Source organism: Actinobaculum suis (assembly GCF_900102025.1).
GTDB lineage: Bacteria > Actinomycetota > Actinomycetes > Actinomycetales > Actinomycetaceae > Actinobaculum > Actinobaculum suis.
In genome coordinates, this window is record NZ_FNAU01000014.1 from 21,051 (window position 1) to 45,024 (window position 23,974).

Consider the following 23,974-nt stretch of genomic DNA (forward strand, 5'->3'; position numbering starts at 1 on the left):
GTACCTCGCAGGCATAGCTACACCGACGTTTTGTTTACGGTCACGCAAGCGCGGAAAAAGTTTTCGGCCAGGCTGCCTATTCCGGCTATTTCCTTCTGGAAATGGGAAGTGCATTCCCACATGAAGATGCCGTGGGCGGCGCAGATGATTAGGATGAGATGAGCCGAGCGAGCAGAAAGTTGGGAGAAACGTACCTTGAAACCTGTTGATCCTCGCCTAATGAAATACGTGGGCCACGCCCGCCGCTATATTTTGGGCCTCGGCGGGCTCGGAGCCCTAGAAACCTGCCTGATATTGGCGCAATGCTTCCTTATCGCGGGCGCGATTTCCCCGGTTATTGACGGCGATAAGACCCTGCCCCAAGTTTTGTGGCTAGTGGCCGGAACCGGAATTGTTTTTGCCGCCCGGGCTCTGCTCAAATACGGCCGGGAAGCCTATGGGCACCGCGCTGCCCTGCGTACGATCTCCACGCTGCGCCAGAAAGTGTTACGGAAAGCTGGGGATCTTGGCCCGCGCTGGCTTTCCGAAGGTAGATCTTCTACCACTACCACGCTGGTCACTTCCGGCCTAGACGATCTAGAACCCTATTTCGTCAAGTTCCTCCCCCAGCTGGTGCTATGCGTGCTAGCCACCCCGGTAGGCTTAGCCACCGTCCTCATCTTGGACTGGGTGAGCGCGCTGATTATCGTGTTCTGCATTCCGCTCATCCCACTTTTCATGATCCTGGTAGGCCGCATGACGGCTGCCTTCGCCAACGAACGCTTGGCATCCATGCAAAGGTTGGGCCAGCAGCTGCTTGATCTGCTGGGCGGCCTGGCTACTTTGAAAGGCTTAGGCCGGGAAAAGCAACCGGCACGCCGGGTCAAACAGCTTGGTGATGACTATGCCAAGAAGACCATGCAAACTCTTTACGTGGCTTTCCTTTCCGGCGGGGTACTAGAATTCCTCACCACGCTATCCACCGCACTGGTGGCTGTGGAAGTGGGCTTGCGAATGGTAGCCGGAAATCTCAATCTTTTTACCGGGCTCACGATCATCATGCTCACCCCGGAAGTTTTCAACCCGATCCGCGATGTGGGTACCCAGTTCCATGCGTCTTCGAATGGCGTGGCCGCTTCCGAACAAGCTTTAGACATTTTGGAAGCCCAAGATTCCCTGCAAGACGGTACACAACCCGCCCCGGACCTGCGTACCAGTGAGATCCGAATCGAAAACCTTTCGGTGCTCGCCCCGGGCCGGGAAACCGTTGCGCCGGCTGCTCTCAATGGAGTAATCCGGCCGGGCCAAATTGTTGCTCTACGCGGCACTTCCGGCTCCGGTAAAAGTACGACGGCGGCCGTACTCACCCGCTTTGTGGATCCCACCGAAGGCGAAGTGACTATTGGTGGGCTTTCGGTGCAAGAGATTTCCCGAGATGATCTGTGGAAACAAATCACCTGGGTGCCGCAACGCCCGGTGTTGATTCCGGGCACAGTGCTCGAAAATATGGGTGCCCCGCGCGGCGAAAAACTTGAACATGCCGCCCAGCTCGCTGGTTTTAGCGAAGTTGTAGCTAGCTTGCCTGCCGGCTGGGACACGATGATAGGCCAGGGCGGCACCGGGCTTTCGGTTGGGCAAAGGCAAAGGCTGGCCCTAACCCGGGCCCTGCTGGATGATTCCCAGCTGGTGATCCTCGATGAGCCTTCCGCACATTTGGATGCTCGCTCTGAAAACCACGTGGTGCAAACTGTCCAAGAGATCCGGCGGCAGGGCCGTACCGTCGTCGTTATCGCGCACCGCTTCGCCCTCGTGGAAGTGGCAGACGTAGTAATTGACGTGCACTCAGATACCGCTACCCCGGAGTTTTTAGCACAGCACGCCGCGGTGGCAGAAGCGATAGCACACCGGCAAGAAACCGAATCCGAAATCCGCGTGGCTGGCTCGCGCAGCGATAATGCGCTTGCCGCAATGGAACGCGGCGGCAAGAAAAAGCGGGCCAAAACGCAACCCGCGCCAGCCAACACGCCCGCAACGGAGGTTCAAGCATGAAAGCGTTACCGCAAGAAGAACGGGTAGCACTACGGCGAATCATCAAGCTGCTCGAGGTCAATAAGCGCGATTTTTGGCTCTCGGTTTTGGCCGGAGCCGTGGGTATTGGGTCGGCCGTGGGGCTTTCCGCGGTTTCCGCCTGGATGATTACGCGAGCCTCGCAAATGCCGCCGGTAATGGCACTTTCGATTTCCGCTACCGCGGTGCGTGCCCTGGGCGTTTCCAAAGCAGTACTCCGCTATTTCAACCGCATTTTCTCCCACCGCGTGGCTCTGTACGGGATGTCCTCCCTGCGGACCACGGTCTATTCCACGCTCGCAGATTCTTCGACCGATGTGGTGACTTCGGTGCGACGCGGAGATCTACTGGCCCGCATGAATACCGATGTGGATGCGGTGGGCGAATTGATTGTGAAGGGTATCCAGCCTACTTGGGTGGCTTTCTTCGTCTCCCTGATTTCGGTGGCGATCGTGGGGAGCCTTTCTTTGCCAATCGGTATCGTATTGCTATTGGGGCTGATCGTTTCCGGGATTGTGGGGCCGTATTTTGCGCTCAAGGGTGGCCGGTTGGCCGAAGAAACTCAGGTGAAGGACCGCACCGAGATTTCTTCCCGGGCGCTAACCATGCTTGATTCGGCCGATGAACTGCGTATTTCCGGCAAGCTGAGCAAACTTGAAGCGGCCCAGGCGCACACCGAAGCCAAGATTTACCGGAACCGGGATGCGGCGGCCCGCCCGCAAGCTCTTTCTATTGCGATCGACACTTTGGCCATGGGGGCCACCGTGGTTTTGGCGATCATTATTGGTTCTTTGCAGCTCGCGCAGGGAACGCTTTCGGAAACTGCGCTGGCGGTTTGTGTACTCACTCCCCTAGCCGCTTTTGAAGGCACGCAGCCCTTGGGTGAAGCCGCGATCCAGCTGGTCCGTTCCGGCAAGGCCGCGCAAAGAATCCTCGACCTACTCGACCGCGCCCGCGCCGCCAGCTCCAGGAGCGAAACGGCCGCCGCGCAAACCACTCCAGCAGCTCGCGCAAATGCGGGCGCCGGTGTTGCTGCGGACGCCGCGGCCTCGGGCTTGGTGGCTCATGATCTCATCATTGGGTGGCCGGATGGTCCGGATGTGGCCGGGCCGTTTAACTTCGCCTTCCCGCGCGGCAAGGCCGTTGCGATCGTGGGGCCTTCTGGTATTGGGAAATCGACGTTGTTGTTCTCAATGTCTGGGATGCTCAGCCCGCACGCGGGCAGTATGCGTTTGGAAGGTCGGGAAGTTTCCCGTATGGACCGCACCGAAGTTTCGCAGTTGCTGTCTTTGACCGCGGAAGACGCCCATATTTTCGAAACTAGTGTGTTAGAGAATCTGCGGGTTGCCCGCCCGTCCGTAACCGAACGCGAAGCAATTGTTTTGCTGGCAGAAGTGGGCTTGGGTGAATGGCTCACGCAATTGCCGGATGGGGTACATACCATCATGGGTGAAGATGCGGCCACGATTTCCGGGGGCGAACGGCGTCGTCTGCTTTTGGCACGCGCCCTGGCCTCCCCCGCACAGTATCTGCTCTTGGACGAACCCGGTGAACATTTGGATCCGGAAACTGCCGATCCGCTCATTCGGGATCTGCTGCGAGCCGGAAAACGCACCCAGCATCCGCGCACGATCATTTTGGCAACCCACCGGCTCACGCCTTTGGACGCCGCCGATCACGTTATTTTGTTGGCGCGCCAAGAGAACGGTGAAGTTGGTGTGGCACATAGTGGAACGCATGCGGAACTGGTGGCCAGCGTGCCAGAATACGCGTGGGCGGTAGCCCAAGAGGCGGCCGCACCGGAAGCGATCATGGCTGAAACCCCCGCGGCGGATCCGCTTTTAGGACCAACATTTACGGCAGAAAACATGCCGGCGGAGGCACAACGATGAAAGATCTCGCGGCCACGATTTCCCGGGCCTTGCAACTGACTGCTCGGCTGGACCAAACTGCGGTTCTGCAGAACTTGGCGGAAGGTGCTATGGATGCCACGGATTGCCAGGCCGCATTAATCGTGCTCATGAGTTCGCTAGGGGAACCGAATAATATTTTGCTCGCTGGTGAATGCCGGAACGTAGCCACCGAACTAGAAGTAAAGCGGCGTATTTCCTTCTTCCTCGATCAACTACCAGACGAGGGGGTGGTGATTGCTAATTCGGGGCTCGAAAAGTGGAACGATATGCTCGACTTGGACGTGATGCCGAGCAATGCGCTTGCCGCCCCAATTCGTTCCGTGGATCGCGTGGTCGGCTACCTGTTCTTGCTAGAAAAAGAAGGCGGGTTTGGACCGGCCGATGAGCAAAACATTGAGCTCTTGGTTTCGGCCGCGGCAATCGCCGTGGAAAACTCGCGCCTCTACGAGGAATCCAATTCGCGGGCGCGGTGGATTGCCGCTTCTCGGGCTATTACTTCGGAACTGCTCAAGGGTAGCGATGAAGAAGACGCCCTGCAGCTCATTGCCGCCGAAATGCGAAAAGTTTCCCAGGCGGATGCGGCCCTTATTGTTTTGCCTTCCGTGGGTGACGTGTGGATTTGTGAAATTGTGGACGGTGCCGGATTTGAGGATCTTGTGGGTCTAATTCCCCCGCAGTCCAGCCTTACTTTGCGGGTAGCCCGGGAAGTGCGGGGGCGGGTGGTCAGCGATGTATCGAATTTGGTAGGCATACCGGAAAAGCTCAAGCGTTTTGGGCCGGTGCTGTATGCCCCGATGGCGGCACGCGGAGAATCGAAAGGTGTGATCCTCCTGGGTCGTTCCGCCGGTTCTCCGGAATTCAACCTCGCCGATCTGGCAATGGCAGAAAACGTGGCCAGCCAGGCCGCGCTTGCTTTGGAACTGGCGGCAGCCCGGCACGTGCGGGCCCAAGCTGCCCAGCTGGAAGACCGTTCCCGGATTTCGCGAGACCTTCACGATTTCGCGATCCAACAGCTCTTTGCTTCCGGGATGGCACTTTCAGCAGCGCGGGCCGATCTGGCATGTGAAGAAACCGTGCCCGAATCAGTGCTCGGCACACTCGACCGAGCTATTACTTCTATTGACGAATCGGTGGGCCAAATCCGGCAAATCATCTATTCCTTGCGCGACCCGGCCGCTACCGTACCGATTTTGACGCGCCTGCGCCGCGAAATTTCTTCCGTTACTTCCCAGCTTGGTTTCGATCCCGAACTAACCGTCACCTACCTGGGTGAAGATATTACGGCCTCCGATAACACCGCGGTGGACGACGTACTCGGCTCGGATCTTTCTGATGACATTGTGGCCGTGGTGCGGGAAGGTATTTCAAATGCGGTCCGCCACGCGCAAGCCGACCATATTTGGGTAAAGGTTAGTATTGCGAACCACCGGGTGCGGGTTACCGTGGAGGACGACGGCGTAGGCGTGCGGGAAACTGGCCGCCGCTCCGGCCTTTCCAATCTGGCGGCCCGCGCCCAGCGCCATCATGGCTCTTTCTCGATCAGCCCCCGCGAAGAATCAGGCACAACCGTCCGCTGGACCGCCTCCATCGGCTGATACCGCCCGCTGTGCTCCGCTACGAAACCGCTCGGTCCTGCGTCCAAGCCCAGCCGTGCTCGGCTAAGAACCGCTCGGCTAAGAACCATCCACGCTTGGCTAAAGCTAGCCTCCATCGGCTAGGTACCGAAAACCCCGCGGCTTGAGTTAGCACTCAAATCGCGGGGATTCAGAGGATGATTATTTGCCTGCTGCGAGTTTACTGGTTACGCCAGCCGGTGGCCCGTTGGCCGGCAACCCAAGCTGCTACCTGAGTGCGGCGTTGCAAGCCCATCTTGGAAAGCAAACTCGTGATGTGGTTCTTCACCGTCTTTTCGGCAACGCCAAGCCGGTCCCCTATCTCCCGGTTAGAAAGACCATCTCCGATCAGCTCCAAAACATTACGTTCAGACGGAGTAAGATCTGCCGTCGGATCGTCATGGTCAGCCCGGCGGCGAGAAATCGTCCGTTCATCAAGGAGCACTCGCCCGGCTGCAACTGCGCGGATATTGTCAGAAATCTCGGCACCGCGTACAGACTTCAAAAGATAAGCACGCGCGCCAGCCTCCAAGGATTCGGAAAGAGCATCGTCGTCGTCAAAAGAAGTAAGAACGATGCACTTGGTTTCCGGAGTTACTTCCTTGAACTGCTCCATAATGTCAATACCCGTGCCGTCACCCAGCCGCAAATCTACTAACGCTACATCCGGGCGCACCAACTCTCCGCGCCGGACGGCCTCCTGTACGCTACCGGCTTCGGCTACCACTTCCAGGCCATCCGAACGGTCCACGACCTCAGCTATCCCGCGCCGAACAACCTCATGATCGTCAATGATCATGACACGAATATTCTCAGACACGGTTCCTCATTTCCTGCTCTTGCTATATCACTACCACTGCGGGAGTCCTGCTCAAATTCTATCCATTTTTTGGTTACTCCTCCGGCCCTCGTCCGCCTTTGTGACCCGCATCGCCCAAACTACTTGTATCGCGCCCTCCTGCCAAAAACTAGCTGTGCGGTTTCTACCGGAGGTACCAATTCCGCGGTTTGTGCCCGAGGTACCAATTCCGCGGTTTATGCAGTGTGCTAGCGCGCCGCGCCCAGCCCGGCCCGAATGCAGCGGCAGGCAGGATTGCGTTTCGGCACCAGGCGGGTTTGCGCGTGCAGGTCAGCGGATTTTGCGACGCCGGAGAGGCTGGCAGCGGGGGCAAAATACGGAGGACCTGCCGGAGATAGCAATGCTCTCCATGGTGGTTCCGCATTCCAGGCAGGGCTGGCCGGCGCGCCCGTAGGCGCGAAGTTTGCGTTGGAAATAGCCGGCCTCGCCATCCACATGCACGTAAAGCTCATCGAAAGATGTACCGCCGGCAGCCAATGCCTCTCGCAAAACCGTAGTCACTGCCGCAAAGAGCGTATGGGCTTCGGATTTTTTCAGGGAAGCGGCTTGTTGGCGCGGATGCAGACCGGCAATATGCAGGGCTTCGTCAGCGTAGATATTGCCGATCCCGGAAGTCAGCTGCTGATCAAGCAGCGCGGTTTTCACGGCCGTGCGTTTCCGGCGCAAGCGTTGCGCAAATTCCTCGGCAGTAAATGCCGGATCCAGAGGATCGCGGGCGATGTGAGCCATAGGCTCCGGTAGCAGGGCCCGCGTGGTTCCTTGCCCGCCTGGTAGCGCATCCGCCGTGGGAAGCAAAGCGCAGGGCTGCAGATAACCGAAAGTGCGTTGGTCAACAAAATCCAGGCGCGTACCATTATCAAGCACCAAGCGGGCGCGCAAATGCCGTTCCGGAGCCGCATCGATCCGGAATTGGCCAGACATGCCCAGATGGGCAATTAGAGCTTGCGGGCCGTTCGCGTTTGCCACAGTTGCGGTGGCGGCGTGTGCAGTTGGTGCAACTTCGTTTGCCGCCGCTGCTGTATCAGCCATCGCCGCTACCGAGCCAGCCGCCGGCTCCGCCGGTGCCGCTTCCGCTGCCCCCGCCGGCATCGCTGCTGCGTTGTCGCCCAGTTCGAACCAGAGGAACTTGCCGCGCCGTGCCACCGCTTCAATACGTTTGCCAATAATCGGAGCAAGGCCGTGCGGGGCGCGGCGAATTACACGCTCCCCAAAGCTCTCCGCCCGCGCGATCCGATGCCCGCGGGCATGCGCCTCTAGGCCGAGCCTTACCGATTCCACTTCGGGAAGCTCCGGCATCTCTATGCTTTCTTCTGCGCGGTGGCTTTGCCGGAACCCGTTTTACCGGTAGCTGTGGTACCAGCGGCAGACCTACTTGCCCGCCCGGTACCGTTCCCGGCGCGCGCGCCACCACCGGTCGCATCACCCGCCGTGGTACCACCCGCCGCAGTACCGCCAGCTTCCGCGTTGGCCTTCTGCGCTTTTGCTTTGACTTCGCGGGTGATCATGCCGTAACTGGCTTCGGCTGCGGCGTGCCGCGCATTCTTTTGCGAGGTACCGCTACCCGTCCCCCACGTACGCCCATCCATCGAGGCCACGGCCGTGAAAACGCGGGCATGATCGGGCCCGGTGGAAGTAATCTCAAACTCCATGGTGCCTTCGTAGCCGATCGTATGCGCGACTTCTTCAAAACTGGTTTGCCAATCCAGATTCGGCGGCAGGTGGGAAGCTTCTTCCACCTTTTCGCTGAGCAAGCCCTCCACGATCTGGCGGGTTACTTCCATGCCGTGTTCCAAATAGGTAGCAGCAATAAGTGCTTCCACGGTGTCTGAAAGGATCGAATCTTTATTGCGACCCCCAGACTTTGCCTCGCCGCGGCCCAAACGCAAATGCGAACCCAAATCTATTTGCCGCGCTACATCCGCGAGCGCTTTTTCGGATACTGCGTTGGTTTTGATGCGTGACATATCGCCTTCTGAGGCGTCGGGGAATTCCCGGAAAACGCGTTCGGCGATGATCAGGCCAAGGATGGAATCGCCTAGGAATTCCAGGCGTTCGTTGTGTGGTTCGTCGTGTTCGAAAGCGAAGCTGCGGTGTGTCAAGGCCCGGCGTAAAAGCGGGCGGGAAAGATCTGCACCCCATTTTTCGATAAGCCGTTTGTAGCCCGTTGGACTCCCCTACTTTCCTGTTTCTTGTGCCCGCAGTTGCGCTTCTAATGCGTCGAGCGCGGCGGACTGAATTGGTGGTAGTTCGTGATGGTGGTCTGCTGGTAGTTCTTCGAGCCGGATTCCGCATACTGAGCACAAACCGGCACAGTCTGGTTCGCATAGCGGTTTGAATGGGAGGTTGAGGACGATGGCGTCCCGCAAGATGGATTCGATGTTTACGGCGTCGTTGAGTACGAGGGCGTGGTCTTCGGCGTCGTCGTCTCCTTCTGCGATGAGTTTTTCGCGCCGTTCGGGATAGTAGGCGAGGTCTGCGATTTTTTGGGTGCGGTGCCCGCTGATATCGCGTAGGCAGCGTGCGCATTGGCCCTCAATATCGACTTCTACGCTGCCGCCGATGTATACACCATCGGCAACGGAGGTGAGATCTACGGCCACGTACATTTCGGATCCGGCGGGTACGCGGATGAGTTCTAAGCCCATGTCTGCGGGTGCTGGATAGGTTTCTTCGTGGTGGATCACGCTGCCTTCCGCACGTGGCAAATCAACTAGGGAAATAACGTAAGTGTCACGGGTTGACATGCGTACTCCTCGCTGCGCTGTGGTTTTAGCGCATTGCTATGTTTACCTGTTTACCTGTTGCTGTTTGTTTTTAGGCTCCGGCTGCGTGGCCTTCGTGGTGGCGCGAGCCGGTGCTCTGGGTGCTTTCTGCGGCGCTTCCGGTGCCGTAGGCGGCGCGGTTGGTGGTGTTCGAGTTGTGGGCGTTGCCGTTTGCGTTGGCGTTGCGCGAGCTGAACACGCTTTCTTGTTCGTAGGCGGAGCCGCCGTCTTCGAAAGCTACCCGGGAATCTTGGGTGCGGCTGGCGATCACTTGCCGGCCCGCATAGATTTGGGATAGGGCGTGATCGATTTCGCTGTTTGCTGCCGCGGTGATTTCTTCGATTGAGCGGGAGACTTCTGCGATCCGGCCTTCCAGGGTGGCTAGGGTTTCGTCCGAGTATTGGTTGGCGCCTTCGCGTAGGCGTTCGGCCCGGATTTTTGCTTCGTCTTCGATCCGTTGGGCTTCGCTGCGGGCGGCTACGGTAATGGCGTCTTCGGATACTAGTCTTTGGGCGCGGGCCCGGGCTTCGGAGACGATCCGTTTGCCTTCTGTTTCGGCGGTGGCCACGATTTCTTGGGCTTCTTGCTGTGCTTTGGCTTTTGTGCGCTGAATATTGGAGAGCACACCGTCTGCGCGTACTACCTGTTCGGGCACGGTATCCCGGGCGGCTACGAGCAGATCTAACATCTCCGACTTGTTGACCATCACCGAGGCAGACATCGGGATGGCCCGTGCTTCCTCGAGGATGTCGATGAGCGTGTCGAGAATCTCCATCACGGATTGCGCTTCAGTTTCTTCGCTCATGCGTATTTCTCCTTCAGTGCCCGAGCCACATTCTCGGGTACAAACCCATCTACATTGCCGCCGTGCCGGGCAACGTCCTTGACCAATGACGAGGCGATATGTGCCTTGCGCGGATCGCCTAGCACGAACACGGTTTCGATTCCCGAAAGTTCGCGATTCATAAGCGCCATCGAATATTCAGCGTCTAAATCTACCGCGCTGCGCAAGCCTTTTACGATGACCGACGCGCCTTCTTGCCGGCAAAATTCGACCAAGAGTCCCGTGGTTGCTTCTACTCGGATCTTCCCGTAGCTTCCCGGCTTGCCGTGGGAAGCGAGAGTTTCCGGCAGAGCTTGGCGAATAAACTCCACCCGTTGGGCCGCGGTAAAGAGCGGCGTTTTCGCTGAATTGTGAGCAACTGCCACAATCACCTCGTCAAACATTTTTGCGGCGCGGGCAAAAACATCGAGGTGGCCTAGGGTTACCGGGTCGAAAGATCCCGGGCAAACGGCACGTACCATATCCTCCAGTGTAGTCGCTTACTGGCTCTGACCTGCGGCCCACACTCGGGTATCGCCATAACTGCGTTCCCACACGAGTTCCCAACCGGCCGGCCAGTTAGGTTCGGGGCTTCTAGCATCACGTTCGACGACGGCCAGCCCGTCTTCCTGTAAGTGTTCTTCTAAATTAGCTAATAGCTGCGTGAGTTTTTGGTCCGTGTACTTGTAAGGCGGATCAATAAAGGCCACGTCGAATTTTTCGGGGCGTTCTTCGGCCACCCAGGCTTCCGCGGTCATTGCAGCCACGGTTATTTCTAAGCCCGCATGGCGCGCATTTTCGCGGATTACGGCCGCCGCGGGGCGGGAAGATTCCACGCAGACTACCTGTTTGGCGCCGCGGCTTTTAGCTTCCAGCCCGCAAGCTCCCGAACCGGAGAACAGATCGACGATTGTGCAGTCGCGAATAAAACCGCGATGTTCTAGCGCAGAAAATATTGCCTCCCGCACTTTCTCCGAAGTGGGCCGGGTGCCACTTTTCGGTACTTTCAGATTCCTGCCTTTGGCCGCTCCGGCAACGATACGGGTCATTTTTAGCCCCTCTCCATGTAGTCCGCGCGTTCGGTATCAAGTTCTGCAATCGCTTCCGCAAGCGCGGTATGTGCGGAAAGTTCAGGATCGGAGGCGACCTCTGCTTTTGCGGCGGCCCGCGCTTGCTCCACTATAGCTTTATCGTTGACGACGGAGAGGAACCGCAGGTGTGAGCTGCGGCCGGCCTGGCTAGAACCAAGTACGTCGCCTTCGGCGCGTAGTTCTACATCTTTTTCGGCCAGGGCAAAACCGTCTGTGGTGCTGGCGAAAGCTTCCAGGCGGGAGTGGGCCACGCTTCCCGGTTCGGCGTTGCTAATGGCCAGGCAAATGCCGGGTTTGCTGCCGCGGCCAATGCGGCCGCGCAACTGGTGAAGTTGGGAGATGCCGAATCTATCGGCGTCGAGAATCACCATCATGGTGGCTTCCGGTACGTCCACACCTACTTCGATAACGGTGGTAGAAACCAGCAGGGGGCTTTCTCCGCTGGCAAAGCGGGCCATCACCCGGTTCTTTTCTTCCGTTTCTAGCCTGCCGTGCATGACGGCGATGTCGATGCCGGCCAGTTGCGGTAGGGCGCGCAGGCGGGCCGCGGTTTCCACCACGGAAGCCAGTTCTGGCCCGGCCGTATCTGCCGCCCCCGCCGAGGCACCTGTATTTTCTTCGGCGGTGGCGTCGATGCGCGGGCAGACCACGTAGACGCGGCCCCCGGCCGCTATTTCTTCCCGGGCTCGCTGCCAGGCCCGGGCTATCCACGGCGTATTAGCAGCCGGCACCAGACTCGTAGTTATACCAGCCCGGCCGGCCGGCATGTCTTTCAAAGTGGAAATGGCAAGGTCGCCAAAAACCGTCATGGCTATCGTGCGCGGGATGGGGGTTGCCGTCATAACTAGCGTGTGCACGCCGCGGGCGAGCCGATCGCGTTGATCTACCCCAAAACGATGCTGTTCATCTACTACCGCCAAGCCTAAGAATGGGAGCGAGACGGTATCCGAAAGGAGGGCGTGAGTACCAATCACGATCCCCGCCTCCCCTGAAGCCAGGCGGGCCAGAACGGTTCTTTTGGTGCTAGCCCGCATCGACCCGGTCAAAAGCTCGCAGCGCACATCCCAAGCCAGGCGGCCCAAAAGCTCGTTTATGGAACGGTAGTGTTGCTGGGCGAGCACTTCGGTGGGGGCAAGTAAAGCGGCCTGGCCACCGCCGTCGACCACCTGCAGCATGGCCCGCAAGGCCACCACGGTTTTCCCCGACCCCACATCGCCTTGCAAGAGCCGTTGCATGGGAGCCGTGCGGGCCAAATCTGCCGATATTTCTGCGCCCACGCTTTGCTGGCCGGCCGTGAGCGTATAGGGCAAGGCGGCGTCGAAAGCGTCCAGTATGCCGCCGGTGCGGAGCGGGTAGGCGGCAGTTTCACGTTGGGCAGTACGCGCCGAACGCTGCGCTAAAGCCGCCTGTAATACGAAAGCTTCTTCGTGTTTCATGCGGGCTCGGGCCACCCGCCACGCGTTTTCGTCCCGCGGTTCATGCAGGGCAAGCACGGCTTCGTATTTGCCGGGAAGACCGTGCTTTTCCCGATACTGTGCGGGAAGCGGGTCCGGAAAATCGCTGGCCTGCAAACCCGGCAAAATGGTTGCCACCGCCCGCTGGATTTTCCAGGAAGGCAGCGCCGCCGTGGCGTGATAGATCGGAATGGGCCGAGCGAGCCGGGCAATATCGGTAGCCAGCGTGGCCTCGTCTTCAATTAGCTCATAATCCGGGTGGGTTAGTTGGAGCTGCCCGCGATAGGAAGAAACCGTTCCCGAAAAAATCGCGGTTTGCCCCGGTTGTAGCCGCGTTTCGTGGTATTTGAGCGGGCCCGCGGATTTACCAAAAAAGGTCAGGCCGAGCATACGTGCGCCGTCGGAAATATCTACCTTGAGAATAAAACCGCGCCGCGCATTCATGGGCCGCAAATTAGTGCTCTCCACGCGCGCGATTACGGTCACCGATTCGCCTTCCGCGATTTCGCGGAGGGGCATGAGCTGCCCGCGCGTGGCGTAGCGGAAGGGGAAATGGTAGGCGAGGTCACCCACGGTGTGCAGGCCGAGTTTGCCCAGTTGGGTGGCGGTGCGTTTACCTAGCGTGCGTGCCAGCGGCCGGTGCAGCCCCGTCCAAGCGTCGGAAGTTACGGCGACGACGCCGGACTTCCCGCCGGTTTGTGCCTGTGAATCCTTGCCGGCCATGCTTCCCTTTCCCCGCCTCGCGCGGCCCGATTATTTCCGCGGTGCTTCCAACCGCGGCCTTATCTACAGAACCACCGCAGCCTTATTAACAGAACCACCGCGGTCTTATTATCTGCGCGGTTATCTGCGCGTAGCTATTGTCCCCCGTATTAGGCTACCTCGTGCACGGCAATGGGCCGGGTCTGCGTGCAACACCAATTTGCGTGGTGCACGCCCCCGTAGCCCAATCGCCATATCCAAGGCTTTTAGCACGATTTGCGTGGAACGCTGGGCCTGCCCCATCCCGCCGGTATTCAGGGGTAAACCGCCTTCCCTTACGACTCATAGCGAGCCAGAAGACACATCCTCCCAAGAAATCAACACCACAGGCAATCCCTCTAACCCAGTATCAACAAAACAAGGGCAATCCCAGCATGAGGCCTCGCGGGGTGAAGCAAGAGCCTCCTACGGCGAAGCACGGCGCACCTACCGTTAGCCAAACTTATCCTGCAGGTAGGCAACGTGCGCGATCGCACGAAACCCAGACTTGGCAAGTGAATTGCTCAACAGCTAGACTAGCGTGGTTGTAATTCTTACCTCGGGGCATTCTGGCTCCGGAAATCCGAAGGAGAGAACCGTGGCTTCTGTTTGCGAACTTTGTGGCAAGCGCCCGGGCTTCGGCAAGAGCGTTTCGCACTCGCACGTGCGGACTAGCCGCCGCTGGAACCCGAATATCCAGCGCGTGCGCGCACTCGTTAAAGGTGCCCCGAAGCGTCTCAACGTGTGCACCTCCTGCCTCAAGGCCGGCAAGGTGCAGCGCGCCGCCTAGGCAAAGCAAATAATTCAGGTGGGGCCCGCAGTCGGAAACGACTACGGGCCCCACCCTTTTATCAATAACCAGCATTGCCGCGCTTTGCCAGAAATGTGTTTGCGGGGCCAGCAATGCTCGCCCCGCAAACTACCACGTCAAAACGAACTGCCTAAAACAAGGTAGCCCGCTGGCACGAAGAACTTCTTAGAGCGAGAAGTCCACTACCATGCGGCCTTCAATCTTGCCGGCCAGCATCTCGTCGATCATGTCATTCAGATCGCCAAGCGGGCGCGTACGTACGATCGGTTTGACCAAACCATCTGCGCCGAACTGGAAAGCTTCAGCCAAGTCTTGCCGGGTACCCACCAAGGTACCCTTCACCTTGATGCCGTCGAGCACCGTCTTTACGATCGGCAGATCAATAGCACCGTTGGGTAGGCCCACGCAGACCACAGTTCCGTTGGCCCGCACGCAATTCACTGCCTGGTTGAAGGCCGCCGGGTTGACGGCGGTTACTACCGCAACATGGGCGCCACCGATCTTTTCTTGGATCCACTTGCCCGAATCAATCTCCCCGGAGTTTACGGTCAGATCTGCACCGATTTTCCGGGCCGTTTCCAGCTTGGCATCGTTAATATCCACGGCAATTACGTGCGCCTTGAATACATTCTTGGCATACTGTACGGCCAGGTTACCCAGCCCGCCGGCACCATAAATTGCGACCCACTGGCCAGGCTTAATCTCCCCAACCTTGAGCGCCTTATAGGTGGTTACCCCGGCGCAGGTAATGGAGGAAGCTTCCACCGGGTCCAGGCCCTCCGGAACCTTCACCGCATAGTCCGCCTTCACAATGCAGTATTCAGCCATTGCGCCATCTACCGTGTAACCGGCGTTCTCAACGCTCCGGCACAAAGTCTCATTACCACTTACACAATATTCACAATGCCCACAGCCAGCGAAGAACCAAGCAATAGAAACCCGATCCCCCACCTTTAGGGAGGTTACGTCTTCGCCGATTTCTTCGACGATGCCAACCCCTTCGTGGCCGAGTACGCGGCCCGGAACTTCCCCGAAGTCACCGGCAGCAACATGCAAATCAGTGTGGCAGAGGCCGGAATATTCCACCCGCACTTTCGCTTCATTGGCACGAATCGGCCGAAGCTCAAAATCATCGATGATATCTACGTGTCCATCACTATTTTGACGAACTACTGCTGCGCGCATATTTCCTCCTTGAGGTCCGGGCATCTTTACCCGAGAGTTCTGCATGATACGCGCGGAAAACAGCTAGCTTTCCGCAAGCCAGTGGCCAGGGCAGCCGGCCATACGGGTAATGGACGGCACGCACCCCAACCAGGGCGTAGCTCCGTAGCAACTGCCAATGCGTTTAGCACAAAACTGCATTTAAAGCGACTGCTTTAGTGAGAAACGCAGTAACACGCTGGGTGAGTAGCAGTAAGCTACGGCACATTTACCCCTGACTCACGTAGATTATGCCTCAGGCATTGGCGATTTTCATCCGCCAAAATTCCCTGCCGAATCGCCAATTTTTCCGCCCCTACCCGGGGACTTACATCCTCCGCACCGCCCCTACCAGCCGCTTTGTCGATTGAAATCTCAATCTTTCCGAACAGTTTGCCGCACTGGTCCTTTGGTCACACCGTGGCGCCACTGCCCATCTTTATTGGGAACCGTTATTACATTTGATTTTGGTCACGACGCCGTCTTTCCCGCTGTCTTCGCTGCCTGCGGTTCCCGGGCGGCGTCACTATTGCTGGGTGCCGGCGGCCAGGGGTGCCGTTTTGGCAAAGTGGTCCCATCCGCCCAGCCCGGAGATTGCATTGCCGTCTAGGGTGATGCGGCCGTGGGGGTCGGCGTCGCGCACGGTACCAATCCGGCGGAAACCATCCGGCAAGGTTGGGGTACGTGCGCCCCAGGCCCGGGAGTGGGGACGGTCGAGCGTACCTACAAAACCGTGGTCTTCCCCGCCGGTAAGTACGCACCGGTACACCCAGTCCACCGGATCGTTGCGGCCCAGGTGGCGGGCCACCGGCAGTAAGGCGTGCATGTCTGCTTCCAAGGAACCGGTATCTATATCGATCCACACTTGGGAGGCAGCAGCGATCCGCGAAAGATCGCGGATCAGGCCGTCGGAAACGTCCATGAAAGCGCCCAGGGCGCCGGCCCGGGCGGCATCTAAAGCTTGCTCTACGGGCGGCTTGGGCCGGCGAAAATCGTCAATGAGCATGGTTTCCGTATTGGGGAAGGCGGAATCTTGCGGGGAAAATCCGCGCCGCAAGAGTTCGTAGCCGGCCGCTGCATGGCCAATGTTTCCCACGTGAATCACGGCTTCCCCCGGCAGCGCGCTTTGCCGCAAGAGCGGGGCACGCCCTTCCAGATCGCCAATTACCGTCACGGAAATAGTGAGCGTTTCGCCGCTCACCAGATCTCCCCCATCCACACCGCACCCCAGCGGCGCGCACGCATCTGCCATACCGCGCGCTAAATCTTCCACCCACGCCACCGGGAGCGTTCCCGGTAGCTGCATGGAAACCAAGAGGGAAACCGGGCGGGCGCCCATGGCTACCGCGTCAGCAATATTTTGCATCGCTGCCCGCCAACCCACATCGCGGCCGGTAGACCAATCGCGCCGGAAATGTACGCCGTCTACCAGCATGTCCGTAGAAATTGCGGGTTTGCCATCCGAGATCCGCAGCACCGTGCAGTCGTCCCCCGTGGGCACTTCCACGCCGTGCGCACGATCGCGCCGGCGCGGCAGTAACGGGAGGATACGCGCTAACAGGGCATCTTCAGTCAGATCACGAATAAACACGCCTTACATCATCTCACGTCCGACCCTGCGGAAATATGAGCAAGCCGGCTTATTCTCCACTAGCCCAGCAGCTAGGGCGCCAAAACCAGCAGCTCGGCGCCAAAACCAGCAGTTTGGGCACAAAACTTTCCCGGTGCAGCCCGGCTCCCCGGCACGATCAGTATTACCGGGCACGGCCTGCTTTCCACTTGGCCCAGCACGGCCCGGCTTGCCCGGCACGATCAGCATTGCCGGGCACGGCCCGCTTCACTGCGCTACTTGTTTTGCTCGGCGCTCACGAAATCCACGAAGGCTTGCAGGAGGCTGCGCAGGAACGCTTCCGAACCCGGATCTACTGTGCCGTCGGGCTGGATTTGCGCTACCGCATTGTTGATATAAGCCTCCGGCTGGCCCAGTAGCTTGACGTTAAAGAAACCTAGGGCAGCGCGCAGGTGATTTTGTGCCACGGCCGTACCAATCCCAGAAGAGGAAACTCCGGCCACGTAAACCGGCTTGCCGGTGAGCACGGATTCTCCCCAGGGCCGGGAGGCCCATTCGATGGCATTCATAATCGAAGCGGCTGGCATCCGGTTATGTTCCGGCGTAATAATCAGCAGGCCATCAGCATCGGCCAGCTTTTGCTTGTATTTCTTCGCCCACTGCGGGTAGTTCGCATCCACATCGCGGCCGTATAGGTCGAAATCATTTACGTGCAGATCAATTAGCTCCACACCTTCCGGTGCGTTCTTCTCCCAGAACCGTGCCAGGCCAGCATTGATGGAATCCTTGGCCTTCGAGCCCACCATGTACGCAATTTTCATGTGAATCTACATCCTTTCCCTGGCACCGCCGTGTGGCGCCACCCCTCGAACATTAGTTGAAGATGTAACTACATGGGGCGTGCACTTATTCCGAGCGGGCACAGTTCATATATTTTTCTGACGCTACTACATATGCGTTAGCCTGGCAGACTACCTGACCACCCGAGCCGGTGGAAGTTTTGCGCAGTTAAATATGCCTGGCAAGCTAATATGCCTGGCAAGCCAGGGGTCGCTCCAAGCCAAGGGTAATAAGTTCGTCAATGAGCGCCGAATAGGGCAAGCCGCTTGCTTCCCACAGCGCCGGATACATGGAAACATTCGTGAAACCGGGCATGGTGTTGATTTCATTGACTACGAAGGGCCGGGCGGGATCTTCGGTGAGGAAGAAATCAACCCGAGCTAAACCTTCACATCCCAGGGCCGTGAAAACCTTTACTGCACATTCGCGCATTTCGGTGGCGGTTTGCGGCGGAATATGCGCCGGAATTTGCATGCTAAAACCGCCATTATCTTCGTATTTGGTTTCGAAGTCATACCACTGGGAGGTGAGCACGATTTCGCCGAGTACGGTAGCGCGCGGAGGTTGCGTGCCGTGGCCACCCAAAACGGCGCATTCAATTTCCCGGCCCGGAATGCCCTGTTCAATTAGCACTTTGCCATCCACTTGGCGTGCCGCTTCCACCGCGGCGTCCAGTTCGGATAGCTCGGCCACGCGGGTGATCCCCAAACTAGAACCCGCCCGCGCCGGCTTCACATAAAGCGGGAAGCCTAGCTGCGTAGCTTCTTCGCGCACCTTTTCGCGCTCATTTTCCCACCGGGCCGGATCGGCAAGTACGTGGGGCGTGCACGGAATGCCGTGTTCTTGCAAAAGCATCTTCGTATAGTGCTTGTCCATCCCCGCCGCAGAAGCAAATACCCCGCATCCCACATACGGCAAACCCATAAGCTCAAACAGGCCTTGGATCGTACCGTCTTCCCCACACGGGCCGTGCAAAAGCGGGAAAGCAATATCTATGGGCCCGAGCGAACGTAGCTTGCCAGCGGCGTCGTCGGCCACTAAAAGATCTCGACCCGGCCCGTAAACGGTGAGCACGCGTTCACTTCCCACCGTTACTTCTCCGTGCGGCCCACCTGCTTCCAACCGGTCAGGGTTATCGACGCCGGGTACCCACGTCCCGTCCTTTGCGATCGCCACGGGAACAACTTCGTACTTTTCCCGGTCGATGGCCCGCATTACCGAAGCGGCCGTCAAGCACGAAACCGAATGCTCGCCGGATACTCCGCCATAAATGATGGCAACCCGGATCTTTCCCACGTTTCTGCCTCTCTTTCCCGGGCGCGCTCCCCGCGCATAACCCCAAGCACGTTATTATTCTCTTGCAACCGGGACGCTCGTGAAACACGTATTCGGCCAGCCGGTACCGCAGATTCGAGCGAACCTGCAACTCTCCAACCGTATCGCACCGCGGGCCGCGAGCGCCGCCGCGCAACCCGATTTGGTGAAGAATAGTTTTCGGTCATACCGCTAACTTGGCGAAAAATAGCCTGCACACTATGATCACGTTATGGGTCGAATCACAAAACAAAAACTATATGCCCTGCTAGCGTGCGCTACTCTCGGGCTTGGGGCTTGCTCTTCCGGAGGCTCTTCTGCCGGGCCAAGTGCGGAAGGTGCGGCGAATGCCAGCAGTTCAGCATCTGCCACCGATGCGGCAAATACCTCTGATAGCGCGGCGAGTGCGAGCGCGGCGGCGACTGCCGGGGAGGATGCGGTAGATACGGCTCCCTTTATTACCGGTGATTCCAAATCGGCGGATGCGGAGAATACGGGTGAGGCTACCGCGCAGATCAAGGCGACGCGGGTGGCGGGCCATCCCGGTTATGATCGCGTGGTTGTGGAATATGAGAACGCCGGCAAGCTTGGTTGGTTTAGTTCCTGGGTAGACGAACCTTTTACTGATGGGAAGGGTGATCGTATCGATATGCCGGGAAGTAAGTTCCTGGAAGTTAGTGTGGCCGGGGCGCAAATTCCTGAGGTCTACTTCCAAGAGCAAACCCCAGATCCGGATCAGCCGCTACCAGATATTCAGGCCCCGGACATGGGCGGTGCGAAGGTTGTGCAGGGGGTGTATACCGAGTGGCCCTTTGAGGGTATGCATACGATCCACATTGGGGTGGATAAGGAGCGCCCTTATCGGGTACAAATTCTTGATAATCCGGCCCGCGTGGTTATTGATGTTGCCACTGACTAAAGCTCTGCGCTAGCTAGTAACTATTTGGCCCGCCCAGTACACAGCCCGCCCAGGTGTGTACCGGGCGGGTCAAATCTATACCGGGCGGGTTAATTTTTTTGTTTAGGTGCGCTGGTTTCGCTTGCTATGGCTGGCCCCGTGTTACCGGCCACGCGGGTAGAAACGCAAGTCGAGGACGTATTGGCGGTGGGACTCATCGGGCATTTTGCCAACCCGTTCGCGGTAGCTTCCCACTAGGTCTATGAGTTGTGCTGCTAGTGCGGAGGCTTCTTCTTCGCTCAAGGCAATCCCGCTGAAAATCTCTAATGATTCGCCGGCACGTGGCGTTTCGGTCTTGCTAGTAGCTGCGCCGGTAACCGGGGTTTGTTCTGTGCCGGAAGTTTCACTTGTATCAGGCACGGTTTCTTCATCCGCGCTAGCCGTGGTTTTAGGTGCCGAAGTGTTTTCCATATAGCGGGCATGTTCGCTAGACCGCACGGCTTCTAATTGTGTAACTACGCGCTGGCCCAGTTCCCGATCGTCAATCTTCCACCCGACCACCGGCGCTATTTCCCACCAGATTTCTCGCCCATCCGCGCCCGGAACATTTGCTTCGTGAATAAGGCCGGCCTGTTGCAGTTTTTTGATGTGGTACGCCAAAGAGTTAGGTGTGCGGTCCAGATCGGCGGCAAGGTCTTTTTGCCGTTGCGGGCTGGCAAACATGAGGGACGTCAGAATCGCCATGCGCTGCGGATTTGCCATCACATCCACCTGTTCGGCGCTGAGTTCGTAAATCTCTTCTGGCGTTCCAGTGCCGCGCACGCCGGCCCCGGCGCCCATGTTCGCTTTCGCACCCGACTCTGCCGTACTGCTCATGTACTTCCGTTCCTTACCGCAAGTTCGCGTGCGTGCTTTTCTTCCGGTGCTACTCCTCCGGTACTCGCCAGCATTTTCAATAACGATTTGCCCGCGACTTCGAAACTGCACGCACCAAATTCTTCTCCCGCCCAGGTTAGCACCAGCTCACGTGGCGGGTATGCGCACAGTTGGTACCCGCGTGCTCTGTACTTTAGAGCCGCTCGATGTAGCCTTGCCACTCGTCCGGAAGCGGAATCTCCCTTACCTGGCGTGAGGAAATCGCGATCAGCACGCTGAGCGCGAGTAGCGGCCAGAAAATTGCCATGCACACCCACGGCGCGGCATTTTCTAGTAGCCAACCGCAAATGATCCCGGTAAGCGTATTGGTGAGGTTCATCAGACCGAAAATCGCGTTCACGCGCCCCTGCATTTCCGCGGGCACGATCCCCATAATAAAGCCCACCAGGCCCGAATTAACCGCGGGGATCAGAGCCATCGCCAGGCACATGCAAATCAGATATGTGAGCGCAGTTTGGCTAAAGACCAGCGGCAACATAAATAGTGCCATACAGCCCATGGTCACTATCAAAAGCTGGCCGGTTTTAATCTTGTTTACGAGTTTTCCCGCCACTACGGCTCCCAAAATAGAGACGACGCCGGTAGCAGCTTGGATCATGCCCAAATGGACAGAGCTAATACCGCCGGCCACCAGGTACAAGTTCATGCCCGTAGAAATCCCGGCAAAACCTAGATTGATAACCAAGGCGGCAATAAAGATTTGGCGCACAACCCCGTGTTGGCCCAAGAATGCGAAGCCAGCTTTTATATCAGCACCCAAAGATGCTGCTTTCGGGGCCGCGTCTGCGTGGTTTGTAAGGTTGGCGTGGTTTGTTTGGTTTGGGTGTGGCCGCAGATCGGTGCGGATCATGAGAGCCGCGCCAACCAGAATGAAATAGCACAGAGCGGGCACAAAGAATGGCAACCAGTCGCGGAGCACATACAGGAAACCGCCGAGCGGTGAACCCAAGATGCTAATGGCCCCATCGCGTCCCTGGTTATTCGCCTGGGCTTGCGCAAATTGCGAGACCGGCACGATCGAACGCAAGGCGGCGTTCGTAGCCTGCCCAAATAGACCGCCCGTTACCGAAGAGCCCGCACATATCAGCAACAATACGGGGTACGTCATATGTCCGGTGAGCAAGAGGAAACCGGCTACCATCCACAGCGCCCCCGAAATAGCTCCGTACAGGATCATTGCCCGGCGGCGATCCATTCGGTCCACTATGGCCCCGCCAACCACACCCACCAGGATCATGGTAAGCCCCATCACGGTGCCTATTAGTCCGGCCGTGGTCGTGGACCCGGTAAGTGCGTAGGCCACGAAGGTCATCGCTAAGCTCCGTACGGAAATTCCCAGCTGAGAGCTGGTATCCCCCAAGAACCACCACCGGTAATCGCGGTTCTGCCACAGTTTTGCCGGTGGTGGCGGCGCTGCCTGCGGTGGCGTAGCGTCCCGCGATGCCGGAGCGTCCTGCGGTGGCGGAGCTGCCTGCGGTGATGGACCGGCCTGCGGTGATGAATGTTTCTTCTCTGTTTCCATACCCACAGACTATTACCCCAAAAGATTTAGAACAACTCTTTTGGGGTAATAGTCTGTGGTGCAACGCGCCTCGATTTTCATGTATATTTACGCGCCTGAGAACTACATCTTCTTCGCAGCCACGCTGTGTTCACAACTACATCGCGCGCAGCCGCAGCGTGCGGTTTTAGAACCTGCGCATTTTTGGCGAGCGCCGATTCGCGTTCATCCCGCGAGCGCGTATTCGGGGTTATTCGGCGAGCACAGTGATGTCAGCGCCCAGGTCGAGTAGTTTGCCTACGAAGTTTTCGTAGCCGCGGTCGATCACGTCTACCCCGGATACTCGTGATTCCCCTTCGGCGGCTAGTGCCGCGATCAGGTGGGAGAAGCCGCCGCGTAGATCCGGTACGTGAATATCGGCACCGCGGAGCGGGGTGGGGCCTTGGATAACTGCGGAATGGTAGAAGTTGCGTTGCCCGAAGCGGCATTCGTGCCCGCCTAAGCATTCGCGATATGTCTGAATATTGGCGCCCATTTCCCGCAGTGCCTGGGTGAAACCGAATCGGTTCTCGTACACGGTTTCATGCACAATGGAAAGCCCGTTGGACTGGGTTAGGGCCACGACCAAAGGTTGTTGCCAGTCCGTCATAAATCCGGGGTGTACGTCGGTTTCCACGAGGATGGCGTTCAGGTCTCCGCCCGGATGCCAGAAGCGGATTCCGTCGTCGCGCACGTCAAACTTGCCGCCGGCTTTCCGGAAAGTGTTGAGGAAGGAAACCATGGGTTGCTGCTGGGCGCCGCGCACAAAAATATCTCCGTGCGTAGCCAAAGCGGCCGAGGCCCACGAACCTGCCTCAATCCGGTCTGGAAGGGCCGTGTGGTGGAAACCGTGCAGTTCTTTCACGCCCTCGATGCGAATCGTGCGATCCGTATCGAGGGAGATCACGGCCCCCATTTTTTGGAGCACGTTAATTAGGTCTTCGATTTCCGGTTCTACGGCCGCGTTGGAAAGTACCGTAATGCCGTCTGCCATAACTGCGGTGAGCAGAGTTTGTTCCGTTGCGCCCACGGAAGGATAGGGCAAGCGGACGGGTTTGGCCGTTAGCCCCTTGGGTGCTACCAAGTGCATACCGGCAGCTTCCTGCACGCGCTTTGCTCCGAATTCTTCGAGTACGCGCAAATGGAAATCAACCGGGCGGGCTCCAATATGGCAGCCGCCCAGATCCGGGATAAATGCTTCGCCCAATGCATGTAGCAAAGGCCCGGCAAATAGGATCGGAATGCGCGAAGAACCAGCTAGGGCATTTACTTCTAGCGGGTTTTCCGGCAGGTGGATCTCTCCCGGGGTGATGGTGACGGTCCCTTCTTCGGGCTGGTAATCAACTTCCACTCCGTGCAGGCGGAGCAGGTCAGAGACCACTTCCACGTCGCGGATTTGCGGCACGTTCCGCAGCACTGAGGTTTCCCTCGTGAGGAGCGCAGCCACCATGGCTTTCGAGACGAAATTCTTCGCGCCTCTTACATGAACCTCACCCGAAAGTGGGTGCCCACCATCAACAAGGAGTTTAGAAACCATAACTTTCCCTTCAGGTTCGGCGC

At 58.3% G+C, this 23,974-nt stretch carries 20 protein-coding genes; 5 read left to right on the forward strand and 15 right to left on the reverse strand.

The genetic code is table 11. The features are described from left to right. Positions 1 to 219: 219 nt before the first annotated feature. The 3 genes from cydD to BLT47_RS07500 are packed head-to-tail and all read left to right on the forward strand — an operon-like array spanning position 220 to position 5,554. Positions 220 to 2,028 (forward strand): thiol reductant ABC exporter subunit CydD, encoded by a 1,809-nt coding sequence (cydD, locus tag BLT47_RS07490; protein ID WP_256332582.1) that lies wholly within the window; start codon positions 220 to 222, stop codon positions 2,026 to 2,028. Beyond that, positions 2,025 to 3,938, forward strand: coding sequence for a thiol reductant ABC exporter subunit CydC (cydC, locus tag BLT47_RS07495; RefSeq protein ID WP_083330164.1), 1,914 nt, complete (start codon positions 2,025 to 2,027; stop codon positions 3,936 to 3,938). The genes cydD and cydC overlap by 4 nt, the downstream gene beginning before the upstream one ends. Next, positions 3,935 to 5,554, forward strand: coding sequence for a sensor histidine kinase (locus tag BLT47_RS07500; RefSeq protein ID WP_065414563.1), 1,620 nt, complete (start codon positions 3,935 to 3,937; stop codon positions 5,552 to 5,554). Before cydC ends, BLT47_RS07500 begins: the two co-directional genes overlap by 4 nt. A gap of 199 nt (positions 5,555 to 5,753) precedes the next feature. Here BLT47_RS07500 and BLT47_RS07505 read toward each other — a convergent pair whose 3' ends face one another. The 8 genes from BLT47_RS07505 to BLT47_RS07540 all read right to left on the reverse strand — a co-directional run bounded on the left by BLT47_RS07505 (position 5,754) and on the right by BLT47_RS07540 (position 13,284). After that, a complete protein-coding gene (locus BLT47_RS07505) occupies positions 5,754 to 6,371 on the reverse strand; it encodes a response regulator (protein ID WP_049619362.1) in 618 nt (205 codons plus the stop codon). A 330-nt stretch (positions 6,372 to 6,701) separates the two neighbouring features. Continuing rightward, positions 6,702 to 7,727: a bifunctional DNA-formamidopyrimidine glycosylase/DNA-(apurinic or apyrimidinic site) lyase gene (gene mutM / locus BLT47_RS07510; protein ID WP_074663397.1), complete on the reverse strand. Its 1,026-nt coding sequence runs from the start codon at positions 7,725 to 7,727 to the stop codon at positions 6,702 to 6,704. A 2-nt stretch (positions 7,728 to 7,729) separates the two neighbouring features. Continuing rightward, positions 7,730 to 8,578 (reverse strand): ribonuclease III, encoded by an 849-nt coding sequence (gene rnc / locus BLT47_RS07515; protein ID WP_083330165.1) that lies wholly within the window; start codon positions 8,576 to 8,578, stop codon positions 7,730 to 7,732. 27 nt (positions 8,579 to 8,605) lie between these two features. Beyond that, positions 8,606 to 9,175, reverse strand: coding sequence for a YceD family protein (locus tag BLT47_RS07520; RefSeq protein WP_065414561.1), 570 nt, complete (start codon positions 9,173 to 9,175; stop codon positions 8,606 to 8,608). A gap of 70 nt (positions 9,176 to 9,245) precedes the next feature. Next, complete coding sequence (locus BLT47_RS07525; protein ID WP_176700750.1) at positions 9,246 to 9,998, reverse strand: ATP synthase subunit B family protein; 753 nt, start codon at positions 9,996 to 9,998, stop codon at positions 9,246 to 9,248. After that, on the reverse strand, positions 9,995 to 10,498 hold the full coding sequence (coaD, locus tag BLT47_RS07530; RefSeq protein ID WP_049619359.1) for a pantetheine-phosphate adenylyltransferase: 504 nt from the start codon (positions 10,496 to 10,498) through the stop codon (positions 9,995 to 9,997). Before coaD ends, BLT47_RS07525 begins: the two co-directional genes overlap by 4 nt. An 18-nt stretch (positions 10,499 to 10,516) precedes the next feature. Then, the gene (gene rsmD / locus BLT47_RS07535; protein ID WP_074663401.1) at positions 10,517 to 11,065 is read right to left on the reverse strand and encodes a 16S rRNA (guanine(966)-N(2))-methyltransferase RsmD; all 549 of its coding nucleotides are present in this window, start codon (positions 11,063 to 11,065) and stop codon (positions 10,517 to 10,519) included. Between the two features lie 2 nt (positions 11,066 to 11,067). Then, the gene (locus BLT47_RS07540; protein WP_074663406.1) at positions 11,068 to 13,284 is read right to left on the reverse strand and encodes an ATP-dependent DNA helicase RecG; all 2,217 of its coding nucleotides are present in this window, start codon (positions 13,282 to 13,284) and stop codon (positions 11,068 to 11,070) included. 616 nt (positions 13,285 to 13,900) lie between these two features. Here BLT47_RS07540 and rpmB point away from each other — a divergent pair. After that, positions 13,901 to 14,092, forward strand: coding sequence for a 50S ribosomal protein L28 (gene rpmB, locus BLT47_RS07545; RefSeq protein WP_049619355.1), 192 nt, complete (start codon positions 13,901 to 13,903; stop codon positions 14,090 to 14,092). A 186-nt stretch (positions 14,093 to 14,278) separates the two neighbouring features. Here the strand turns inward: rpmB and adhP are convergent, their stop codons facing one another. The 4 genes from adhP to BLT47_RS07565 form a co-directional block, all read right to left on the reverse strand. Then, a complete protein-coding gene (gene adhP, locus BLT47_RS07550) occupies positions 14,279 to 15,298 on the reverse strand; it encodes an alcohol dehydrogenase AdhP (RefSeq protein ID WP_074663410.1) in 1,020 nt (339 codons plus the stop codon). 544 nt (positions 15,299 to 15,842) lie between these two features. Continuing rightward, positions 15,843 to 16,907, reverse strand: coding sequence for a thiamine-phosphate kinase (thiL, locus tag BLT47_RS07555; protein WP_074663415.1), 1,065 nt, complete (start codon positions 16,905 to 16,907; stop codon positions 15,843 to 15,845). Between the two features lie 254 nt (positions 16,908 to 17,161). Continuing rightward, the gene (locus BLT47_RS07560) at positions 17,162 to 17,707 is read right to left on the reverse strand and encodes an NADPH-dependent FMN reductase (RefSeq protein WP_074663420.1); all 546 of its coding nucleotides are present in this window, start codon (positions 17,705 to 17,707) and stop codon (positions 17,162 to 17,164) included. 205 nt (positions 17,708 to 17,912) lie between these two features. Then, complete coding sequence (locus tag BLT47_RS07565) at positions 17,913 to 19,022, reverse strand: D-alanine--D-alanine ligase family protein (protein ID WP_074663423.1); 1,110 nt, start codon at positions 19,020 to 19,022, stop codon at positions 17,913 to 17,915. Between the two features lie 250 nt (positions 19,023 to 19,272). On the opposite strand from BLT47_RS07565, the gene BLT47_RS07570 reads away from it, so the two are divergent. Beyond that, entirely contained in the window at positions 19,273 to 19,959 is a 687-nt protein-coding gene (locus BLT47_RS07570) for an AMIN-like domain-containing (lipo)protein (protein WP_074663427.1), read from the forward strand. A 141-nt stretch (positions 19,960 to 20,100) separates the two neighbouring features. Here the strand turns inward: BLT47_RS07570 and BLT47_RS07575 are convergent, their stop codons facing one another. The 3 genes from BLT47_RS07575 to murA form a co-directional block, all read right to left on the reverse strand. Then, positions 20,101 to 20,814: a helix-turn-helix domain-containing protein gene (locus tag BLT47_RS07575; RefSeq protein WP_074663430.1), complete on the reverse strand. Its 714-nt coding sequence runs from the start codon at positions 20,812 to 20,814 to the stop codon at positions 20,101 to 20,103. Positions 20,815 to 21,007: 193 nt separating this feature from the next. Continuing rightward, positions 21,008 to 22,396, reverse strand: coding sequence for an MFS transporter (locus BLT47_RS07580; RefSeq protein ID WP_143021813.1), 1,389 nt, complete (start codon positions 22,394 to 22,396; stop codon positions 21,008 to 21,010). Between the two features lie 229 nt (positions 22,397 to 22,625). After that, a complete protein-coding gene (gene murA, locus BLT47_RS07585) occupies positions 22,626 to 23,951 on the reverse strand; it encodes a UDP-N-acetylglucosamine 1-carboxyvinyltransferase (RefSeq protein ID WP_074663459.1) in 1,326 nt (441 codons plus the stop codon). Positions 23,952 to 23,974: the final 23 nt, after the last annotated feature.